The following is a 22,318-nucleotide window of genomic DNA, read 5'->3' as shown; positions in this document are numbered from 1 at the left end:
TCTCGCCCTCATCACTCAGCAATGCGGTACTCCCGTTCCTCCACTGCGGATCTTCTGGATGACCGCAATCGCGTCCTTGAGGTTTGAGACCTTGACCAGACGCATCGAGGTCCGAACCCCACTGACGTCGCGACAATTGCCTGCCGGCACGAGGAAGATCTTGGCGCCGTCCCGCTCCGCGCCAGCGATCTTCTCCTGGATACCGCCGATGGCAACCACGTTGCCGTCAGGGGAAATACTTCCGGTACTGGCGATTCGAAGCGAGCCGATGAGGTCATTCGGGGCGACCATCTGATAGATCGACAGGGCCATGGCAAGTCCGGCTGAAGGGCCGACGATGTCTGCTGGGATTCCATAGTTGACCGTCGGGGCGTAGCGGTATCCGGTGTCGACGGTGATGCCGACGGCGGGAGCTCTGCGATCGCTGACAGATGAGACCGTCGTCACAGCAACCGTCCTCGAAGTGGAGTTCCGCAACACCCCGAACACCATTGTGTCGCCCACGGCGTGCTTGCGAAGCGCCTTGCCGACGTCGAGAAGGGAGCTCACCGGCTTCCCATCGACCTTCTCGATGAGGTCACCGGGCTCGAGTTTTCCGTGGGCGGGACCAACCGCACTGACGGCATTGACCATGGGCATTTCAACGACAGGCTGACCTGCGGCGCGCAGTGCAGCCACGGCAGCATCACGCTGGGAGGTGTCCATCATGTACGACTCCTCAGCGTTGACCTGCTGAGGGGAACGCCCAGGCGGGTAGATGGCCTCCCGCTGCAAGACATCATGGTCCTGACGGATGTGGTCCACCAACGCCTCCGCGAGACTGAGACGTGAATCCGCACGGGTGGTGGACACCGTGGTCATCCTCATCTCGCCCTCGCTGTGCCGAGTGGTCAAGCCGTCAATCTGGATCATCGGCTTACCCTGCTCGTTCGTCGAAAGCAGATTCACCGTCTGTCCTGGCGACCTGGCTACGAATGGGATGGGCACGAGGATCAGGGCCAGCACGCACAGCAGCACGACAAGAGCCGACGAGATCGCGGTCCAACGAGTGGGAAAACGCGCCCTCTGGCGGGTCTCGGCATCGACCGCGGTGGTCGTCGCTGCGGGCGTGCCGGAGTCCTGCGCCGGTGAAGTGGGCGTGATCGACTCGGACATGGTGGCCATGCTAGCCGGAACGGGCAATCACTTTTCCACCACGGCGACAGCTCTAGACTTGGCAGGGACACCACGACGAGCGAACGGAGACGGGAATGAGTGACGGACCCCAGAATTCTGGGCAGCCCGACCCCGAGGAGATGGCCGCGCAGTTACGCCGCATGATGCAGCAACTGGGCCTGCCCGCCAATGGTGACCTCACCTCGTTCATGACCCAGTTGTCGCAGATGTTCAGCTCAGACGGACCGGTTGGTTTCGCAATGCCGGGAGCCAATCCGAGCGACGGACCGGTCGATTGGTCTCACATCAAGGACATGGCTCGCCACATCACTGCCTCTCGCGGCCCTGATCCGACGCCAGGCCAGCAGGAGCGCACCGCCCTGCTCGACGCATCGCGTCTTGCAGAGAGCTGGCTCGACCGAGAATGCGAGTTCGCCCAGGTCAACACGCAGCCTGCCTGTTGGAGCCGTGCGGAGTGGATCGAGCACACCTTTTCCTCATGGCAGTCGGTCGTTGAGCCGGTACTGGTCTCCCTGACCGAGGCGATGACTGGATTGATGTCACCTGGCGGCCCCGATGACCCGGTGGCTGCCCTGACCCAGATGATGGGACCGGTGTTTCGCCGGATGTCGGCCATGCTGTACGGAGCACAGCTGGCCCAGGGCCTTGGTGAACTGTCGACCTCGACGGTGACGGGAACCGAAATTGGTCTGCAGGTGTTGCCGGTACCGCAGGTCGTCCTTCTTCCGGCCAACATTGCCGCGGCATGGAATGACCTCGACCTTGATCCACGAGATGTCGAGCTCTACCTCGTGCTGCGTGAGTCGGCCCGTCAGCGTCTGTTCAACGCGGTGAGTTGGCTTGGACCGCAGCTGTTGGCCCTCGTCGAGCACTATGCTCGCGAAATTCGCATCGATTCCTCTGCCATCGAGGACGCCATCGACATTGATGACCTGTCCCAGTTGACCCCGGAGAAGGCCCAGGAGATGTCCGAGCGGTTGCAAGGACGCCTCTTCGAGCCGACCCGCACGCCGGAGCAGGAGGGCGTCCTTCAGCGTCTTGAAACCCTGCTCGCCCTCATTGAGGGATGGGTCGACGAGGTGACATCCCAGGTCGCCCGCACCTGGCTTCCCAGCCACGACCAGCTGGCCGAGGCCGTGCGCCGTCGTCGCGCCACATCTGGCCCCGCCGAGACGTTCTTCCAGTCCTTGCTCGGTCTGGAGCTTCGCCCTCGCCGCGTCCGCGACGCGGCTAACCTGTGGGCGGCACTGCGCGAGGCCCGTGGCACGGTCGGACGCGACCAGGTGTGGAACCACCCCGATCTCGTGCCCACCGCTGCCGACCTTGATGACCCGTTGGGCTATGTCTCAGGCGATCGTCAGAACATTGCTGAAGACGGCGATGATCTCGATGCCGAGTTGGAGAAGCTGTTGCGCGATCACGGTCAGGGCGACTGAGCCAACCTGTCGTCGGGCTGGTGTTCGGGAGTATCGACTCCTCCGGAAGCAGCCCACTGATACCCGTCAAGGAATCCCTCTGCACGCTCCGCATTGGGAAATCCTGCGAGCAGCTCGTGGAACCGTCGATTGTGACTGGCTTCCACCAGATGGCACAGCTCATGGGCCAGAACATGATCCAGAACCCAGTCTGGGAATCCGACCATGCGGTCTGACAGCCTGATCTGTCCCGTCGCCGGAGTACATGATCCCCACCGAGTGTTCTGATTTGACACCCACCTCACTGAGGTGGGCTCGACAGGGTGCCTCACCCGCGGCTCTAGGTGAGTCCGGCACAGCCGACGAGCGCGACGTGTCAGCTCTTCAGATGTCGCACTGGATCGTCGTCGAGTCTGGGATCGCGTCACCTTGTCGACCAGGTCCATGACTTGACGATTCTGATCGGCTTTCCGCATACCCATGGGAACCATGACGAGGACGGACGTGCCCTCCATTCGTGCGCTCAAGGTGCGGTGGCGTCGAGAACTACGCCGAATGATGATTTCTGGCCTACCGTCGCGCGCTGCGATGATCTCGTCAGTGGTTGCCCTGCCAGCCATGTGACCCATCATGCCCGGTGGGTAGGACACTGTCGGCGAGGCAGTGTCCTGCGCTGCGGCTCGGCTCTGAGGCATCACGAAATCTGAGCGCACAGTGGTTGACGAGAACCCCAACCTGCCCTAGATTGAGACCAACCCCCGGATCTCGGGTGTGCAGGGGAAGGCACATCGTGGTGGTCCGGGGGTTCCCATGTCCCCTCTAGCCTCGTGTCCTGACGTGCCAGGTCGTGCTCGGACTCGGTGTTGTTCGAACGTCCGCATGTGTTGTCCGCGAGGGGCAGTGTGTTGCCCGTCACTGCTGACGTGTTGCCCGTCGTCTTGTTGGTCCTTCCCGCGCTTCAAGCCTTTCGCGATTCTCAAGGCATGCGTGTTGAACTTGATTGTCCTTGGACGCCCGTACCCGGCGGATTGCGCCTGCTTGCCCCAGACGGTCGATCATTTCGGCTGCGAGGCGTGCGTGCAAGCCATGACGGACACATCGATGTTCCTGCAGATATCGCGAATTGCCTTCACACGTGCGCAATGGTGATGAGACCGACCGGCCTGCGAGTTGCCGTTGTCAGTGACGACGGCGTCTCCCAGGACATCGTTCACGGTCTGGATGCACGACGTGTCGAGGTGACGATGTGGATGCGTGGCGGGCAGGCCCGGGGATTTCGCGACCTTCAGTGCGTGTCCGAGGTGTCCTGCCCCGAGGTCCACGTCGTCGTCATCTGTCCAAGTACCTTGTCCGGAGGCCGTGACATTGCCGAGCAGTGTCATCGAGCCGGCATCCCGTCGGTCATTGCCTGGGGACGCCATCGTTGGGGTGTTCTCGGACCGATCAACGATCATCACCCGGGGTGCCAGCACTGCGCGGACATGGCGCTGGCGGCGCGCGATCCCGATTGGATGACGATGGCTCGTACGACGAAGGGAGACAGTCACGATCCGACTGTCACCGCGTGGCTGGTGAACCAGATCGAAGCGGCAGCTCTGGCCCTTCGCGATGGCTCAGATGTGTGTCGCGCGAAGTCCGTCCACGTGAAGACCGACGCCGGCGAACGCAGTCTCGATGTGCCGGCTCAGCCGGGTTGTCACTGCTGGTCGTTTCAGGAGGGGTCGTGCAACACCTGGATGAGATCAGCTGCGTAAAGATCGGCCTTACGTCGGCCGATTCCCGGAACCTGCAGCAGCTCCTCCACCGATTTTGGCCGTTTCTCGGACACGCTGAGCAAGGTGGCATCGGTGAGAATGACGAAGGCGGGTACGCGATCCGCCTCCGCTCGTTCGCTACGCCATGCGCGCAACCGCTCGACCAGTGCCGGGTCAACCCCGACCTCGCATGCAATGTGGTGGCCGAGTTTGCGATCCCGCGCAACAGTCAACGCCTCCCCACAGACCGAACACACTGCGACGGTCGCGCGGCGTTTCCGGTGGTGTGGAGGTGTGGTGGATGCGTCTGCGGCGCCCGGCAATCCTCGCAGGAAGCGCGAGATCCCCTGGCGGTCGCGGTTCGATCCCGCCCAGGAATACGAAACCCACAGGTCTCGACGAGCTCTGGTGACGCCGACGTGAAGCAGACGTCGCTCCGAGGCGATCTCGGCGGGAGTTTCCGCCATGATGAACGGCACCATGGCGTCGCTCATCCCATACAGGGCGACGACATCCCATTCGAGCCCCTTCGATGCGTGCAATGTCGACAGAGTGACGCCGTCTCCAACAGGGACTTCCCGGGTAGCAGCTCGCCGCGAGAACACGGTGGCCAAGTCCGCCAGGGTCGTCGCCCCCTCCCTGACGGCAGAGGCCGCGAGGTCATGGAGGGCCTGCAGCGATTCCCACCGCTGCCTCACCTCTCCCTCTCCCTGGGGAGCTGCGGTCGTCCACCCTTGCGAGGCAAGAAGTTGGTCGAAGGCGAGCATGGCGTCGGCCCCAGGTTCATCAGCGACGATCCGGATGAGGGCATCGAGAGTGCGCCGGACCTCCCGCCTCTCATAGAACCGCTCGGATCCCTTGACCAGGTATGGGATGGACCGCTCGGCGAACGCTGCCTCAAGATGGCTCGCCTGGGGATTCACTCGGTACAACACGGCAATCTCAGACCACGGGGTCCCCGCGGCATGACGCGATTCCACCCACATCGCGATCGCCGAGGCTTCGGACGAGTCGTCACCAAGCACCTGGTAGATCGGCTCGGGGCCCGAACGGCCATGAGAGACCAAGGTCACTCCCCTGCCATGTTCGGGAGCTTCATCGGAGGCCATGCGGTTGACGAGAACTCCATTGGCCAGCCGGATGATTTCCGGAGTCGAACGATAGTTCCGGACCAAGTCAATGCGTGTGGCACCAGGGTGATCTGCCACAAAGTTCATCAGGTAGTCGGCCCGCGCACCAGCGTAAGAGTGAATGGCCTGATGGGGATCCCCGACAACGCACACATCATTGCGGTCGCCGAACCACAGCTCGAGCAACCGGTGCTGGAGGGGAGACACATCCTGATACTCATCAACGACGAAGTGTTGATATCGGGAACGGATTTCCTCAGTGATGTCGCGGTGTTGAACCAACATTCCGACGGCACACAGCAAGATGTCGTCCAGGTCAATGACGCAACGCTCCCGTTTGACCGCTTCGTATCCGGCCAGGACCCTGCCGACATCGGTGGCGGACACCCCGGCCACCACCCGTCCTTCCGTTCGCGCCAAGGCTGCATATCGTTCGTTGGGAACATTCGAGACCTTCGCCCAGGAAATCTCGGCAGACAGATCCCGCAACAGTGCTGTGTCATGTCCCAGGCCGATACGTCGGGTGGCCTCGGCAACCATGAAGAATCTCGAATCGCTCACCGGTGGCAATTCGCAGTTGTAGGCGCGCGGCCAGAAGAATCTGATCTGGCGCAGGGCTGCCGAGTGAATGGTGCGAGCCTGTACCCCCATCACACCGAGGTCAGCGAGTCGTCCCTTCATCGTGCCGGCGGCCTTGGTGGTGAAGGTCACGGCAAGAGTCCGGCGCGGGTCAAGCTTTCCGGTCGCGGCTCCGTAGGCGATGCGGTGGGTGACAGCGCGAGTCTTTCCCGTTCCGGCACCAGCTATGACACACACCGGAACGTCGAAGGTCTTGGCAACCTTCACCTGCTCAGGATCCAGTGCTGCCAGGATCGCATCCGCCGATCGGGGTCTCACGGTGCTCACCCTAGAGGCACGTACCGACAGCTCCACGGCGGCATGGTCCGTCGAGCTGTTCGGCTGACACGTATCCAACTGTCTCAAATCCTGTCCGACAGCGCCCCTAAACTGACTGACCAGTTCGGCTTCCAACAGTTCAGGATGGGACCGAGTCGTCACGAGGAGGTGCTCCGATGGCAGGAGTGGTGAAGGTTGTTCACAGCTGGCACCAGGTCTGCGAAGCTGTGACGGCGGCCCTTGCGCAACCTTCTGAGGACCCTTTCATTCGCCCGCTGCTCGTGACACCCAGCGCTGCCCATTCCCGCGCTCTGCTGCAGGAACTTGCCCGCCGTCATGGCATCGCCGCCGGTATCCAGTCGGCAACGCCTCAAGGTCTCCGCACCCGTCTCGAGGAACAGCTCCTCGGGATTGAGCGCGGCGAGGATCCGTGGCGCCCTGGGCCATTGGCGTTGCGAATTGCACGCATCATCGAGACCGATTCCCCGGGTTTCGAGATCGTCTCCGCTCATGTCGATGCCAGCCGCCGACAAGGTATTCCGCGCGCATCATGGACGACTGCCCGGCAAGCCGCAGAAGCCTTGACGGCGTTGGTCCGAGACTCCCACGAGGTGCTGCGAACCTGGTCACAAGGTCATGGTCCCGGACGCGACGATGACCATGACGTCGATCTCACCGGCACCCCCCTGGATCCCGCCCGGTCCTGGTGGGCCCCACTCTGGCGTACCCTGCTCGCAGAGTCCTGCCCCGTTGCCGACCCCGTGACCAGGCACGAGATGCTGGTCGACGCAGTACGAAGCCTGGAACCGTCATCCGGTGCACCCATCGTGTGGCTGTCCTCGACAGCTCTGCCCCATCATGACGTCGAGTTGGTCGAAGCACTGGCGGCATCGCGCACGATCATGATCGTCCACCTCGACCACGCCATTGACCATGACGATCCGTGGCGCACCTTCGACCGCCTGCGCACCAGGACGACCACGAAGTGGACCGCATCATCGCTTCCGGTGACGGGTCAGGCTTCGGGCGCTCCAGCCAACGAGCTGGCCCCGGTCGAGATCCACAACTGCCACGGGCCAGACCGTCAGGCAGAAGTGATACGCGACGTCGTCTGCGCAGTTCTCGCCGATGACGAGACGGTTCAACCAAGGGATGTCGTCATCGTCTGTTCGGGACGCCCGGATACTGTGCACCTGTTGTCCGCAAGCACTATGGCGGACGTCACTCACCCGGCCAACCGAATCCGTTTCACGACTCTCCCTCCCCAGGATCGTGTCAATCCGGTGACCGAGGCCGTCACAACCGTCCTTGGCTTGGCGTCGTCTCGCGCGACCGGACAAGATCTCCTCAATCTGTGCGCGATGCCAGCTGTGAGGGCACGTTTCGGATTCTCCGACGATGACCAGGAAACCATCGAACGACTAGTGAGCCAGTCGGACATCCGATGGGGGGTTGATCCAGCGGCTCGAGAGAATGCCGGGCTGGGACGCATCAGGCAGTCGACCTGGTTGGCCGGAATCGAGCGCATGCTTCTCGCCATCGCGATGTCGTCAGCTCCTCCTACCCATCTTGGTACCGTCACACCCATTACTGACGTCGGTTCCACCACGATCCCAGTGGTCGGAAAGCTCGCCGAACTGGTATCGCGACTGCGCAAGGCCTTTCTGGACACCGAGGCACCCGCGACAATCACGGCGTGGTCAACTCGCATCAGCGATCTCGTCGACACCCTCACTGCCGCGCCCAGTGATGCTCCGCGCTCTGTCCTGGACACCCTCTCCCTTCTGACCGGTCTTGACGTGGCTGCGGAGAACCGACACTTCGATCGCCAGGAGATCATTGATCTTCTGATCTGGCTGTCGCGTACACATCACGGTCGTCACACATGGTTCGACGGTTCGCTTCACGTGTGTCGTCCCGGGGATCTCTCCCCCATTGATCATCAAGTCGTCATCATCGTTGACCCTGATCAAGACGTCATTCGGGCCGACCAGCTGCAAGGGTTGCGCGATGACTGCCTCGACCCGACTGCGAGAGCACGCCAGAACCTGCTTGACGTTGCCCTGTCGGCAAGGAGCCGTCTCATCGTCGTGCGACAGGCTCGAAACGCCGTGACCAACCTGCCCGTGCTGCCTGGCCCATTCACGACGTCGCTCGAGCAATCACTCCAGGTGAGATCCACCACTGCCCAATACGTCGATCACGGTTTGCAGCCCTTCTCGCCTGATGAGTTCTGTGATGGAAGCGGCGTATCGTGGCGCGGTTTCGATCACATCGCAGCCAGTGCGGCACGATGCCAACCTGGTTCGCAGCGACGTCGTGAACGCGTTGTTCTACCATCGGTGGCGGAGCTTCCCGAATCGCGAATGTCGCCAACCGATCTCACCCTGGCGTTGTCTCACCCAGCTCGGACATTGCTCCGGGCACGGGCAGGTGCTCCAGCCAACGAGAGAACCACGCCGTTGCCAATCGACCTCCCCCTTGCCCCAACACCGTTGGACAAGTATTGGATCCGTTCTCGGATCCTCACGGACCTCGAGCATGGTTCGAACCCAGACGATGCCATTGACGCCGAGCGGTTGCGCGGATCGACTCCCCCGGGCCGCTTGGGTCAGCATCTCGTCACTTCCTTGGCAAACGATGCGATGCGTATTTCACAGCTGGCCAACCAGCTTCGTGGTGATGCCGATGAACGATTCATCGAAATCAACCTTGATCTCGTTGAAGGTGACAACCCGCCATTGAGGTGGCCTGACGGTCTCATCATCGACCCGATACATGCGGTCTCGCTGCGAGGCCGGGTGGGCGTGAGAAACAAACAGATCGTTCACGCTGTCGCGACCCGTGCCAATGCCAGGCCGATTCTTGACCTGTGGGTTGACCTCCTAGCGGTCGCCATCACCACTGAGGAGGTCGGATGGAGTGGCGCGCTGGTCTCGAGCGACGGAGTTCGAAAGATGGTGGCCCCGGATCCCGACCGTGCACGCCGGATTCTCGCCGGTCTGGCACGTCTGGCATGGTGGAGCAACCAACAGCTCATCCCTTTGCCCGTCAAACTGGCCCATGCTCTGGTGGGCCTGTCTCCCATGGCCCGCAATGACTACCGCACCGGGGCCAGTGCTCTCCAAGTGCAGTGGTCGCGGGAACGTGATCCGAACTGGGCAGCATTCCTGGGCACTGACGTTACCGAGCTGATCACCCGCTGTCATGAACTCGGAACCACCCTTGAGGAGCTTTCCGGGTGGTTGTTCAACCCCATCATTCGGGCGTCGCAAGAAACCGGGTCCTCACAACCCTCAATGGCTCGTTTCACTCATCCCGGGAGTATGGCATGACGACAAACACCTCATTCAACATCGCTGATCCGCTACCACAGGGAACGGTCCTGTTGTCTGCGAGCGCGGGAACCGGAAAAACGTGGACGATTTCGGCGGTGTGTGCCAAAGCGATCGCTACCGGAATGGTGAACATCGAGGATCTCCTGCTGGTCACCTTCAACCGATCAGCAGCTCAGGAACTACGTGGCCGAGTGTATGAACGCCTTGTCAGCACCGCATCCTTGCTCGCAGGTCGCCGGGAGTCTGCTGACACCTGCGATGGCTCCCTGAAGAGCCTAGGTGCAGAAGGGCTGAAACGTGTGGAGGCGGCCCTCGACTCCTTCGACCGGGCCGTCATGACAACCACCCACGAGTTCGCCGCCCGAATGCTCGCCGAGTTGGGAGTCCTGGCAGATCACGACCCGTCGTCAGTCCTGATGGCTGACCTCACTCCAGTGGCCAACGAGGTGTCTGACGACTTCTATCTGGCTCGATACCTCGATGCTGACCGACCTCCTTCGGTCGGTGACAAGCGGGATCTGTCCAGGGCCGTTGCCGTCAGGTACGGCGAAGTGCCGATCGCGACAGATGTGGACGTCGCGTCGCCCGATCTTGGCTGGGCCATGTCCGTGCGTGACGAGGTACGAAGGCGCTCGCGGACGAGAGCAGTCCATACCTTTGACGACCTCATCGGAGATCTTGTCGGAGCGCTGCGGGATCACGTACGTGGCCCAATGGCATGTACGACGTTGGCACAGCGGTTCTCCCTGGTCATGGTTGATGAGTTCCAGGACACAGATCCTCTCCAGTGGGAAATCTTGCACCGGGCATTTCATGGACACAGCAACTTGTGGCTCATCGGAGATCCCAAGCAGTCCATCTACGCGTTTCGCGGTGCCGACATCTACGCCTATCAGGATGCCGCTAATTCTGCTGAACACGTCCTCCACCTCGACGTCAATTACCGGGCGGACAAGCCCATCGTCGAGGCGGTCAATACCCTTTTCGGCAATGCACAGCTAGGACGCGGTATCGCCATGGAGCCGGTTACCGCCCGTCACCAGACGTCACGAATTGGCACCGAAGCTTCGCAGGGCCACCGATACAGCTGGTCACAACCATTCCAAATCCGTTGTCTCCAAGCCCCCATTGACGGGCAACTGGATGCCACCACCTCGGATTGCTTCATCACCGAGGACCTCGTCAATCAAGTCATTATGATGCTGGAAGGCGGCACGACCATTCGTGATGGCGACGAGTATGACAGGCCACTTCGCCCCAACGACATCGCCATCCTCGTCAGGACGCGGAGGCGAGGTGCCGAGATCGCTGCCGCGTTGTCACGGGCCAATCAACCTGCAGTCTTCTCCGGCGCATCACCGGTGTGGTCTTCCCGTGCAGCCGAGGATCTCATCACCGTCCTGGAAGCTCTCGACAACACTGACGAGAGGCTGCGAACCCGGTTGTGCTTGTCTGACCTCATTGGTGCAACTCCTGCTGACCTCGCGGCATCGGAGTCGCGAGTGCGTTCCGACCTCGCCATCGACGTGGCCCGTTGGGCGAGCGCGTGGCCCAGTACCGGGGTCTGGGGCACCGTGGAAGCCGCCCTTCACCGACCAGGGGTGTTGGATCGTCTTGTCAGCATGAGCGGGGGCGAGCGATACGTCACCGACCTCCGTCAGATCGCTCAAAAGGCCCATGCCGCAGCTGTCGAGGCCGCATTGACGCCGACGGCAACCGCAGGATGGATACGCGATCAGCAACAACGAGCTGGTGACGATGATCCCCGTCGTCTCGACAGTGACCACCAAGCCGTCAACGTCATGACCATTCATGAGGCGAAAGGTTTGGGGTTCCCGGTCATCCTGCTACCTGATGTCGCCCATGGATGGGCGCCGAGGAAGAGCATCAGCGGGCCGGTTGTCTGGCATGACGGGCAGCGCCGCGTGCTCGACATCTCCTCCCAGGGGATTGATCGTGCCATGGCCATTGAGAGCCACGAGGAGGACGAGCGTGGCGAAAATCTGCGACTTCTCTACGTTGCCCTCACCCGTGCCCGATCAGCCGTTCGGCTGTGGTGGTCTCCGTGCTCACGGCGCAATCGATGGTCAGCCTTCCAGCGTCTGGTCGAAATGGACCGGTCCACTGGCAAACTCGGCCTTGGCAGGGCCGGAACTGATCCAGGTACCCTCCCTTGGCTCAACTCAGGGCCCATTATGACAACCCTCGCACCCATCAATCAGAAACAGCTCACTCGAACGTCCGACGCCGAGCATCGGGTCATTGCATCTCCTCGCTCTCTGAGGCGACCGCTCGACCTCGACTTCGTCCGAACCTCGTACTCGGGATTGACCGCCGAGCTTCATGGCTCCGCCTTCACTGCCCTGACGACCACATTGACTGACGAGCCCAAGGACAATGGGTCCCCCGACACCACTGCACCAGGCCTCTGCGGCCTTCCAGGCGGCACGTCCTTCGGCACGTTGGTACACGAAGTCCTGGAGTACGTCGACACAACTTCTGCGGATGTGTTCAACGAGGTCCTCGCGATCACCCGCAGGATTCTGCGAACTACGCCGCTGCCGGATGTCCCTGCAACAGATCTTGCCAACGGTTTGGAACAGGTTCTGCGAACTGATCTCGGCGAGCTGGCGCCGGGCATGTCCTTGGCGAGCTTCTCCCCCGACGACCGACTCGCCGAGATGAACTTCGAGTTGGCGATGTCTCAATCCGGTCTCGCAGCAACGACGACCGACCTGGCAGCCCTGCTCGGGGATCCAGGTTTGGTGCCACCCGACGATCCGATCCATGGTTATGGAGACGCGCTGGCCCACATACCCAACAGTGATCAGGCCCTACGCGGATTCCTCACCGGGTCGATTGATGCTGTTCTGAGGCGACCGGATGGACGCCACCTCGTGGTCGACTACAAGACGAATCGAGTTCCTGGTGCTCGGAAGTTACGGGCCGACATGTACGACACCAACACCATGCGCGCCATGATGTTCAGCTCTCACTACCCCCTTCAGGGGCTGTTGTATTCGGCGGCCTTGCATCGTTTTCTCTCGTCGAGCCTTACCGGGTACGACCCTGCCCGCCACCTCGGCCCGATTGGGTATCTCTTCGTTCGAGGGATGACCGGTCGCCCAGCTCCGGAGACGGGGATGCCGCAGGGAGTGTTCACCTGGCATCCAAAGCCGGAACTCATCGAGGCCATCAGCGACTGTTTGGGAGGTCATCGTGCCTGAACTCGTGCCGGTCGGGGCCGGAAACAGATTGGAGCCTTTCGCCCGCGCAGGCGTCCTCGAACCAAGCGACATTCACCTTGCCAACTTGGTGTGCCGTATCGGCGGGGAACACAACGCTGACGTGAGTTTGGCTATTGCGTTGTCGTGCCGTGAGCTGCGCCGAGGATCAGTGTTCTGGGATCCCCACGAGATTGCCGAGTCCATCCGACATCAGGTTCTCGATCCAGCCATTCCGGACATCAACGACAGCGAACTGGCTGCGCTCTTTGACGACCTGGAATGGCCTGAACCTGGGCAGTGGCTCTCTGCCCTTGCCGAAAGCCCCGTCATTGCGGGCCGCGCTGATCCACTCAATCAATTGCCGGCCCGTTTGGACGAGGGCCTGCTCTACCTTGAGAAGTACTGGCAGGCTGAACACGATGTCGCACGCGACGTGGCCTCCCTGGCCGCGAACCCCCCAGGCCAGGGACCCGTTCCCGCCGAGCAGATCGTCTCAGAGGTAAGCGCTGCTCTCGCGTCTTCCGGGATCGTGTTGGATCCGGCCCAGGCCGAGGCTGCTGTTGCCGCCATCACGCACCGGATCAGTGTCCTTGCTGGTGGACCTGGGACCGGAAAGACGACGACAGTGTGCACCATCTTGGCATCACTTCAGAAGGCAGATCCTCACCTCGGTGCCATTGCCCTCACAGCCCCCAGCGGCAAAGCAGCGGCCCGACTTCGTGACTCGGTGTCAGAGGTCTCAGAGCGCATGCCTGACGATCTCAGACCCGTCGTCGCTGATGCCACGACCGTCCATTCGCTTTTGAAATGGCAGGGACCAGGGACGTCCTTCGGCTACGACGAGCAGCGCCAGCTTCCGTTCGGAGTGGTCGTCGTCGACGAGGCGTCCATGCTCTCCCTCCCACTGGCGGCCAGTCTCCTCGCCGCCGTTGGAACCGGAACTCGCCTCATCCTGGTGGGAGACCCGGGCCAGCTCGTTTCCGTGGACGCTGGAAGTGTTCTGGCAGATATTGTGTCCTCAGCCGAGACCCTCGACACACGTCTGCCTGTCACGATTCTCACTCACAATCACCGATCACGAGGAGACATCGCGGATCTCTCGGAAGCCGTTCGTGAGGGGGACAAGGACACCGCTCTTGAGGTGCTCACCACGTTCCGGCCCGAGCACGATGTGTCAGGGTCAGCTTCCGTTCTGCCAAGCATGTCCTGGATCGATACCGATCCCGCCGACATCACCATGGCTGACCTTCCAGCCGTCGCGGACGTCATCGCCCAGACAGGATCGCGGATGCTCGAGCTGGTCCAGTCAGGGTCTGACGCCGCTGCCCTCAAACTCGTGGACGCTCATCGCTTGCTGTGCGCCCATCGGGAAGGACCATATGGTGTCGACGAGTGGTCGCAACGCACGGTTTCTGTCCTCACCGACGTCCTTCCGGGAGTTGACCAGAGCCGATGGGCGCTCGGTGAAACCGTCATCGTCACACATAACCTCGCTCAGCTGGGCGTCAACAATGGCGATTGCGGGGTTGTCGTGGAGACGCGACCTGTTCCGACAGTAGCTCTTCCCGGACCTGGCAGCGCTCCTCGGCGCTTGCCTTGTTCACTCATCCCGTCCCTGCAGCCTCTGCAAGCGATGACGATTCACAAGGCCCAGGGCAGTCAGTTCACCAATGTCACGGTCATCCTGCCGCCCCCGGATTCACCGCTCCTCACCCGTGAGTTGTTCTACACAGCGATCACTCGTGCTCGTGAGCACCTCACGGTTGTCGGCACAAAGGAGTCCGTGGAGCGGGCCATCGATCGGGCCAATGACCGCAGGTCTGGCATTCAGCGTCGATGGGAGGAGACTCACTCGCTGTGACCAGAGCAACTGCCGAAGGGCTTGCCGGCGTTCACCTCAGCGGAGACGACAAGTCGAACCCGCTCTCGGGGTCGGGGAGCTGATGTGTCAACCATGCATCAATGAGAGCCCTGGCAATCGACAAGGTCGGCGGCAACTGCAACTGACCTGATTCAACCTGATCGGACATCTCGTCGCGGGAGAAGAAATCAGCCTCCGCCAGTTCGTCGTGGCCCACATCGATCGTTCCGACTGCTCGTGCGGCGTAACCAAACATGAGTGAGCGCGGGAAAGGCCATGCCTGTGATCCCACATACCGCGCCGCTGTGATATTCAGGGTCGTCTCCTCGGCCACTTCCCGAACCAAGGCATGCTCCGCTGGTTCCCCAGCTTCGACGAATCCCGCCAGAACGGATCGACGGTGAGGAGCCCAGGAGTGTTGTCGAGCAAGCACAATCCGGTCCTCGGCATCCAGCACCGCAGCGATGATTGCCGGGTCCGTACGTGGGAAGACCTGGTGACCATGGGCACAGACCCGAGCCGGGCCACCGTTGGTGATGCGTGTTGGTTCCCCGCAGCGGGGGCACGTCGGATTGTCCTCGTGCCACGCGAGAGCTGCGACAGCCGACATCACCACTTCACGATCAGTCGGGTCAAGGTTTACGGTGCGCACGCTGCGAGCTTCTGAACGCGGCTCACCGTTCCGTCGGGCGAACCACGGCACTCCATCGACGATGCCCAGGAATAGGTCGCGCTGGTCGTCCCGCTCCCCCTCAGTCGCAACAGTAGCCACGCGTCCGTCGGACATCACGACCTTGTCATGCAGGTCGATCAGCAACAATCGGGCCTTCGGATCCTCCCACCGAGCTCGATTCGCCTCGTCGTCGTCCCGGTCTGTATGGCAACGATCCAATATTGGTCGAGCCACGATTCGCGTCTCGCTGGTTCCAGTCACGTTGTCACTGTAATCCGGTCATTGTGAACCAGCCGAGGGCCGTGACCTGCTTGACGACATATCGGATCCGCCGCCCACCCCGTCCAGAATCGCAGCCACCTCATCAGCATCCAGCAACGGTTCTGCGGTGATCGTCTCGTTGGCCCCGACATGATGGAAAACCGCTCGCACCCTGGACGGCTCGATCCCTCGTGCCCGGGCCCATGCCAACCGGTAGATGGACAGCTGAAGAGGATCAGCCGACTGCGGCCGCGAGGTTTTCCAGTCAATGACCAATTCGTCACCGGGATGATCAGGGTCAGCCACCACCGCGTCAAGACGCCCGCGGACGACGGTGCTCCCAATCGTCATGACAAAAGATCTCTCCACCGCGAGGACCGTGGCATCTGCCCATCGGCTTTTCTCGAAAGCCTGGCAAAGGGTTTGCAATGCATGCCCCCCAACCGACCCAGTCGCCGCCTCATCCTCGAGCTCACGGCTGTCCTCCTCGAGTTCGGCGATCTCGTCGGTGTCAAAGAGCGGGATCGGCTCGGTTGGGGCGAGGCGTTGACTCACCCACTCGTGGAATGCGGTTCCAATACCGGCTCCCCTGTCGGCTGGTCGAGGCATCGGACGTCGCACATCCTCCTGGAACCCCTGTGGGTTGGCGTGGAGCCTCACCATCTGGGAGGCGGTCAGTCGCGGTGGAATGACCACATCGTCGCTGCCATCACACTGACGTCGAGCATCAGCCACCAACGCTTGCGCGTCAGATCGCCACGATGCCACCCGATCAGCGTCAGCGGGATCATCAACTGCTGGGGTATCAGCACCATCTGGCACCTTCTTGTTGATCCACGAGATGGCGCTCTCATCAGCGAATACAGGCCATGGAGTCCCGTCCTGGCTACTGGTCTCGGGGCGCTCACCCAACTCTGGCCACTTCACATCCAGCATGGCGGCAAGAAGATCCGCGTATTGGCTGGGGCTGTAACGACCTTGTCGTCGTGAATCCCATTTGTGCCATGACACGATCAAGCGTTCTTTGGCTCTCGTCAGGGCCACATAAACCAACCTGGCCTCTGACCATTGTGAATCGTCCTTGAGAGCTGCGAGGTATCCCTTGGCATCGACATCGCTTCCGGAAACGGGGTGGCTGATCTCACTCGCATCTCCCCTGGCGAAGGATGGCACAACAGCCGCCACGGTCACGAAGTTGTCCGGGCTCAGTTCCGACGGGAACACGCCTTGGGCCATGTCAGGAATGATCACGAACGGCCATTCCAGTCCCTTTGCCCCGTGGACGGTCGATATCGTCACGGCGTCGCCCTGGTCAACAGCGGCTCGGGCAAGACCATGTCCATGCTCCTCTTCGGCTGCCAGCCATGCGACGATCCCCGCGATCGTCATGTCGGGGTCGCTCCAACGCACCTGTCGTACCGCGTCCCACAACTCGTCGAGCTGGTCACGGCGGGCCACGCTACGACCTGGGTCGTCAGCGGCCATGTCGTCCACGAGACCCGTAATGGCTTCGATGCGCAGGATCAGGTCGTCAGGGCTGTCCCCCTGATGAACCGCAACCTCGGTGATCTCCGCAGCGAGGCGCTTGAGTGCAGATTGCACTCGTTCATCTCCTACTGGTCGACCTTCCATGACGGCGTCCACGAGATGGGCGTCAACATCCTTGGTGTCCAGGCCGTCGGCCTCTGCCTGTGTCTTGGCCAATGTCCGTGCTCGGCGGTGGACCCACGCAAGATCGTCCGTTCCCAACCCAAATCGAGGAGCAGCGAGCAGAATTGCCATGGCTGCATCGTCGTGACGATCAACGAGCAGCCGAAGGTGGGCCACCACCATGGCAACATCCGGCAGAGACAACAACCCTGAGAGGTTTGCCACTCTCACCGAGATGTCACGAGAGCTCAGCGCGTCGTAGAGGTCGGCAATGTCGCCGTTACGTCGCACGAGGATCGCGGCATCGGACCACCGTGTGAGTGCCCCACGTTCTTTGGCCTCCACCAGCATGTCGGCGCACGCACGACACTCATCAACCCAGGTCAGATGTGCGGCAACACCCACCTCCCCTGGAAGGTTCTCCTCCGGGGCAACCAGCGGCATCCCTACCGCGAGTTCCACACGGTCGTCAGCCACGCTGTCGTCAACGCATTTCATTGACGAAACCAGTGACGCCCGAAGCTCCTCGGATGCCACGTTCGCGGCGTCAATGATCTGATTGGCACATCGTCGATTCGTGGCCAGGGACAGCATGGTCGCAGGGCAACCCGTCGCATCCGGAAATCGCCGATGGAAATCCACAATGTTGCTCGCGGCTGCTCCACGCCACCCGTAAATGGCCTGCAATGGATCACCGACAGCCATCACCGGATGACCCATTCCGTGATCAACGTCCGGGCCAGAGAAGAGGGCAGCCAACAGGTCAGCCTGCGCCGACGACGTGTCCTGATACTCGTCGAGAAGAACGACACGGTACCGGGCCCTCACCTCCTGCCCGACCCTTGGATGATGTGCGACGAGATGAAGGGCCTGCACCATGCGATCGCCGAACTCCACGAATCCACGCTGCCGCTTGCGATCCTGGTAGGCCTTCACCAGGTCGAGCAGGTCCTCACGTTCGTCCACCGTGAGAAGGTTCTTCTTCACACTGGCGTACTGCTGCCCGTCGCGTCGTTTCGGAGCATCGACAAGCATCTGACGCCAACGAGCATCCGCAGCTCGAACCGTGTCGTCGCGTGCATCGTGGGAGGCCATCGCGCCGGCCAGTGACACCACAGCCTGAGCAATCGACGTCGGCGTCAGATGGGTGCCCACCAGCGGTGGTGTGTCCAGCTCTGACACAACCTCCGCGGCCAATTGGTATGCCCTCGCCCCTGTGATGAGATGAGCACCCGTGTCGATCCCATCCCAGGCCCCGTAGTCGGCTACCAGAGTTCCGGCGAAGCTGTCATACGTCGCCACTGTGGGCCTGGGTTGCTCCGGGGTCAGTAAACCCGCACTGATGAGGTTCTTCTCAATCCGCTCCGACAATTCAGATGTGGCCTTGTTGGTGAACGTCAGCCCCAGGATATCCTCAGGCCGGACCAGCCCGCTGGCGACAAGCCACACCACCCGAGCTGCCATCACTGTCGTCTTACCCGTACCTGCTCCAGCAATGACGACGCACGGCTTGAGCGGTGCCGTGACGGCCCTCTCCTGTTCAGCTGAGATGGGAATCCCAAGCAGAGATGCAACGTCGACATCATCATTGTCGTGGATGTCATCAGTCGGCTCCATCATGAGGCCCTCCTACCTTGTCGAGGCACTGCGGTTGAGGAGTCCTTCGGGACCAGGGCTGGGCATCCGGCCCTCGCAGGGCAATGGCTGCAACCCTTGTTCGCAATCGCGGTGTACTCACCGGATTTGACGATCTCGATGGCCTTGTCAACGCTTGCCTCAATCCAGTTCTGGCAGCCATCAACTGGCTCCATGTCGTTGGGCCAGGGGACATCCGAAAGCCCACTTTGGCGGTCGATCTTCGCATTCGCCTGGCCCTTGCCCGCCCCGATCCGAAGATGGACCAATTCCGCGCCACTCACCGATGCCTTCCCGAGACTGGCGACTCCACCGGAGGCGATGACGGCTTGGTAAACACCGATTTGGAGGTGGTGGGAGTTCTTCGTCTCAGGGGACTTGCTGGTCCCGGTCTTGAGATCCACGACATAGCAGGCTCCTTCTGCGTCTCGTTCGAGCCGGTCCACGCTGCCACGTACTCGAGCCACACCGGACGGAACCTTGATCGTGCCGTTGACGCGCACCTCAGCACCGATGAGGTCTCGAGTACGCGAGGCCAGCCACCCATCAAAACGCTTCAGCGCAGCTTTCGCATCGTCGAGCTCGGCCCCTCGCTGCCACTGCGCGGTCAATTCGATCTCGGGCCACGACTCCTCCAACTCAGCCAGTGCTCCCGGCAAGGACCAACGATCCATGTTCTCCGCACAGATCCGGTGGACAAGGGTGCCGATACTCGCTCTCAGGGCGGTACCGCTGCTGGCGCCGGCACGACGAGTCATGAACCACCGTCTCGGGCAGGTGAGCAATTCCCCAATGTGCGAGGCGCCCAGCTCGATCTCACCGGTGACATCAGCCTGACGAGGGGCACCTTTGCGCCACCAGGTCTGCGGATCAGCTTGTGGCACGAGGGGCCGGCCGTGATGTTCCTCGCCACGCAAATCATCGAGAAGCTCCTGAGCTTGGACCCGCACCCCGGGTGACTCGGTCTCGTCCGCGACAACTCGGCGTAGTTCACCAACAAGTTCGGTGAGGCTGGCTACGTTCACGACACTCGCGCTGTCCTCGAGGTGCGGAATACCCGTCAACACCCCAGATGGACGGATGCCCTCATCCGCAGACTCGACAGAACACAACAGCAATTGATTCCTCGCGCGCGAACACGCCACGAGCAACAGCCTGATCTCGGCACGAAGGTTGTCGGACCATCCGGGAACCACCACGGGGCCGTCTGGAGACCACCTGTCAGCACCGACCAGGGAGCCGGTGTGGTTGGTGGCAGGCCAGTTACCTTCTTCCAATCCGCAGACCGCCACCACGCTGAACTCTCTTCCCTTGACACGATGAGCAGTGACAGCGGTGACCGCATCGCGATCCTCATCAGATTCACGCGCGCGGTCGGCTGGAATCTGCTCTCGCCTGACCATGTCGATGAGGCGACGTCCTCCCGACACTCCAGCCATGGTGTGAGCTGCCTCTGCCATGTCGAAGAGGGAGCACAGCCCGTCGAGATCACGATCAGCCGACGCATCCCCGGCCAAGGCGCGACGTCGCAGGGCAGACGCCCACGAACTGCCCTGCCACAAGACCCACAACGCCTCATGGCACGTGCCACCGGAGAGCAAGAGGTTCGCTGCGCGTTGGACTCGCCGGACCAATGCGGCAAGCGGCTCCGCCAAAACCCGTAGACCTGGGGGCACGGTGGACGTCTCGCTGTCGTCGTCAGATTCACCGATGACGGCGTCGTCGACCAGCGCTGTCCTCGTCACGGAACCGCTTACATCAGTGGCCAGCTCCTGCATCACCTGCCAATTCAGTTCCTCGCGGCGAACGAGTCGGCACCAGGTTTCGAGGCGATGAACGACAGTGCGATCAATACTTGCCAATGGGTTCGTCATCAGGGCCGTCACTTCTCGCTGGCCAGGTCGAGTTCCTGTCGCGAGACAGATCGCCACCTCAAGAGCATTGAGGATCTGAGTGACGGCGTGGACGTCAGACAACGCGTGCTCATCTCGCGAGCGCAGGACTGGTATGCCCTGAGAGGCAAGAATCGTCGCGATCACTCCCAACTCAGCCCTGTGACGGGTCACCACAGCCATCTCGCTCCAGGGGATCCCATTGGCCACGTGGGCGTGACGAAGAGTTCCAGCAACCTTTCTCACCAGGCGAGAGGTGCTGCCAGCCCGGACGGCGGCCACCATTCCCGCGTCTGCGGTCACGGCATGATTCGCCCGCCGCCGCAGACGGCTGGACGACGGTATCGCTGGCATTCCCGTGCGCAACGACTCAACGACGTCAGCAACATGCTCATGATTGCGGTAATTGATCGTCAGATGGTGAATTGACAAATCCGGAAACTCATCAATCAGATCGTCAAAGCGCTCCGCAACTGCGCCACGAAAGCCGTAGACCGTCTGGTCCGGATCAGCGGTCAGCACACACGGAACATGGTATTGCGCAATGTCGGCAATAAGGCGAATCTGGGACGGATCACACTCGGTCACATCGTCGCACAGCAGCAGTTTGACTCGTGACCTCACGTCGATGGCCACTCCTGGGCGCGTCAAGGCGATCCGAGCACGATGCACCGCCTCGGCGTAATCCACTGCTCCCTCCAGATCAAGGACATCGAGGTAGTCCGTCAGGAATGGTCCAAGAACCTGCCATTCCGGCATGCCCCAAGTCATTCCCGCACCAGTGAGGTCCTGTGGATCGCATCCTTCTTGACGGAGTCGCGCCGCCATGACACGCACGTCAGCGGCGAATTGAGCGGTCTGTGCGCATGCCTGCAATTCCTCCGGCCAGTCCGTCATGTCCCGAGCCGCAAGAAGCTCTCTGATACGGAACTCCTGCTCAGGAGCGGTCAACAGCCGTCCCGAGAACTGCCGAGATCCTAGGATTCGCCGGGCCAGGGCATGAACCGTCATGACACGAGGATCCAGATGAGCGCCTCCGAGTCGTCGTACGAGGCCATTGCGCAATGCTTGGGCAGCTGGTCGCGTCTGACCGAGCAGCAGGACGTCGGACAGGGATCCGCCAGCCTCGACGTACCGCGCGGCCACCTCAAGACACAGACTCGTCCGTCCGGTGCCCGGTCCTCCCATGACGAGGACCGTACCGGCGTCATCATTGAGCACCCGCGCCTGAGCGTCATCCCATCCATGCATGGCACACATCTCACCACTGACATGAGACAGAATCGCCGTCCGACTGTGTCTTTTCCACAGAACAACGACGTCAGCAACCATTTCCTGGCCCCATCGACCCACCATGTGAGATGGTAGAAGTGCTGTCTCATCACCATGGGACGTGTCCGCACGCTCGT

General features: G+C 61.7%; 11 protein-coding genes. 5 read left to right on the top strand and 6 right to left on the bottom strand.

The window, feature by feature from the left end; genetic code table 11:
- Positions 1-15 precede the first annotated feature (15 nt).
- Positions 16-1,164 carry a YlbL family protein gene (locus tag ACSJJT_RS00460; protein WP_435916445.1) on the bottom strand — a complete coding sequence of 383 codons (1,149 nt, stop codon included), beginning with the start codon at positions 1,162-1,164 and terminating at the stop codon, positions 16-18.
- Between the two features lie 86 nt (positions 1,165-1,250).
- Between ACSJJT_RS00460 and ACSJJT_RS00455 the strand changes: the two genes are divergently transcribed.
- A complete protein-coding gene (locus tag ACSJJT_RS00455; protein ID WP_435916444.1) occupies positions 1,251-2,612 on the top strand; it encodes a zinc-dependent metalloprotease in 1,362 nt (453 codons plus the stop codon).
- On the opposite strand, the gene ACSJJT_RS00450 is transcribed toward ACSJJT_RS00455, so the two are convergent.
- Complete coding sequence (locus ACSJJT_RS00450) at positions 2,600-3,223, bottom strand: M48 metallopeptidase family protein (RefSeq protein WP_435916443.1); 624 nt, start codon at positions 3,221-3,223, stop codon at positions 2,600-2,602. The two genes, ACSJJT_RS00455 and ACSJJT_RS00450, sit on opposite strands and share 13 nt — an antisense overlap.
- Positions 3,224-3,739: 516 nt before the next feature.
- Between ACSJJT_RS00450 and ACSJJT_RS00445 the strand changes: the two genes are divergently transcribed.
- Complete coding sequence (locus ACSJJT_RS00445; protein ID WP_435916442.1) at positions 3,740-4,345, top strand: hypothetical protein; 606 nt, start codon at positions 3,740-3,742, stop codon at positions 4,343-4,345.
- On the opposite strand, the gene ACSJJT_RS00440 is transcribed toward ACSJJT_RS00445, so the two are convergent.
- Positions 4,303-6,408, bottom strand: coding sequence for a UvrD-helicase domain-containing protein (locus tag ACSJJT_RS00440; RefSeq protein WP_435916989.1), 2,106 nt, complete (start codon positions 6,406-6,408; stop codon positions 4,303-4,305). The two genes, ACSJJT_RS00445 and ACSJJT_RS00440, sit on opposite strands and share 43 nt — an antisense overlap.
- 140 nt (positions 6,409-6,548) lie before the next feature.
- On the opposite strand from ACSJJT_RS00440, the gene ACSJJT_RS00435 reads away from it, so the two are divergent.
- From ACSJJT_RS00435 to recD, 3 genes are read left to right on the top strand one after another with little or no spacing between them, the layout of a single operon-like run.
- Positions 6,549-9,707 (top strand): exodeoxyribonuclease V subunit gamma, encoded by a 3,159-nt coding sequence (locus ACSJJT_RS00435; protein ID WP_435916441.1) that lies wholly within the window; start codon positions 6,549-6,551, stop codon positions 9,705-9,707.
- Complete coding sequence (locus ACSJJT_RS00430) at positions 9,704-12,937, top strand: UvrD-helicase domain-containing protein (protein WP_435916440.1); 3,234 nt, start codon at positions 9,704-9,706, stop codon at positions 12,935-12,937. The genes ACSJJT_RS00435 and ACSJJT_RS00430 overlap by 4 nt, the downstream gene beginning before the upstream one ends.
- Entirely contained in the window at positions 12,930-14,798 is a 1,869-nt protein-coding gene (recD, locus tag ACSJJT_RS00425) for an exodeoxyribonuclease V subunit alpha (protein ID WP_435916439.1), read from the top strand. The genes ACSJJT_RS00430 and recD overlap by 8 nt, the downstream gene beginning before the upstream one ends.
- A gap of 31 nt (positions 14,799-14,829) precedes the next feature.
- Here recD and nudC read toward each other — a convergent pair whose 3' ends face one another.
- The 3 genes from nudC to ACSJJT_RS00410 all read right to left on the bottom strand — a co-directional run bounded on the left by nudC (position 14,830) and on the right by ACSJJT_RS00410 (position 22,169).
- On the bottom strand, positions 14,830-15,618 hold the full coding sequence (gene nudC, locus ACSJJT_RS00420) for an NAD(+) diphosphatase (protein ID WP_435916988.1): 789 nt from the start codon (positions 15,616-15,618) through the stop codon (positions 14,830-14,832).
- 132 nt (positions 15,619-15,750) lie between these two features.
- The gene (locus ACSJJT_RS00415) at positions 15,751-19,002 is read right to left on the bottom strand and encodes an ATP-dependent DNA helicase (RefSeq protein WP_435916438.1); all 3,252 of its coding nucleotides are present in this window, start codon (positions 19,000-19,002) and stop codon (positions 15,751-15,753) included.
- The gene (locus ACSJJT_RS00410; RefSeq protein WP_435916437.1) at positions 18,999-22,169 is read right to left on the bottom strand and encodes an ATP-dependent helicase; all 3,171 of its coding nucleotides are present in this window, start codon (positions 22,167-22,169) and stop codon (positions 18,999-19,001) included. Before ACSJJT_RS00410 ends, ACSJJT_RS00415 begins: the two co-directional genes overlap by 4 nt.
- Positions 22,170-22,318: the final 149 nt, after the last annotated feature.

It is taken from the genome of Cutibacterium nasicola, assembly GCF_051303185.1.
In the GTDB taxonomy this organism is placed as follows: domain Bacteria; phylum Actinomycetota; class Actinomycetes; order Propionibacteriales; family Propionibacteriaceae; genus Cutibacterium.
Note: the sequence above shows the minus strand (reverse complement) of the source record. Positions and strands in the feature narration are given on the sequence as shown.

Coding starts and splice junctions, on each gene's coding strand:
- ACSJJT_RS00445 (WP_435916442.1), top strand. CDS start 3,740: ATGAGACCGACCGGCCTGCGAGTTGCCGTTGTCAGTGACGACGGCGTC.
- ACSJJT_RS00435 (WP_435916441.1), top strand. CDS start 6,549: ATGGCAGGAGTGGTGAAGGTTGTTCACAGCTGGCACCAGGTCTGCGAA.
- ACSJJT_RS00430 (WP_435916440.1), top strand. CDS start 9,704: ATGACGACAAACACCTCATTCAACATCGCTGATCCGCTACCACAGGGA.
- ACSJJT_RS00410 (WP_435916437.1), bottom strand. CDS start 22,169: ATGTGTGCCATGCATGGATGGGATGACGCTCAGGCGCGGGTGCTCAAT.
- ACSJJT_RS00460 (WP_435916445.1), bottom strand. CDS start 1,164: ATGGCCACCATGTCCGAGTCGATCACGCCCACTTCACCGGCGCAGGAC.
- ACSJJT_RS00415 (WP_435916438.1), bottom strand. CDS start 19,002: ATGATGGAGCCGACTGATGACATCCACGACAATGATGATGTCGACGTT.
- ACSJJT_RS00450 (WP_435916443.1), bottom strand. CDS start 3,223: ATGATGGGTCACATGGCTGGCAGGGCAACCACTGACGAGATCATCGCA.
- ACSJJT_RS00455 (WP_435916444.1), top strand. CDS start 1,251: ATGAGTGACGGACCCCAGAATTCTGGGCAGCCCGACCCCGAGGAGATG.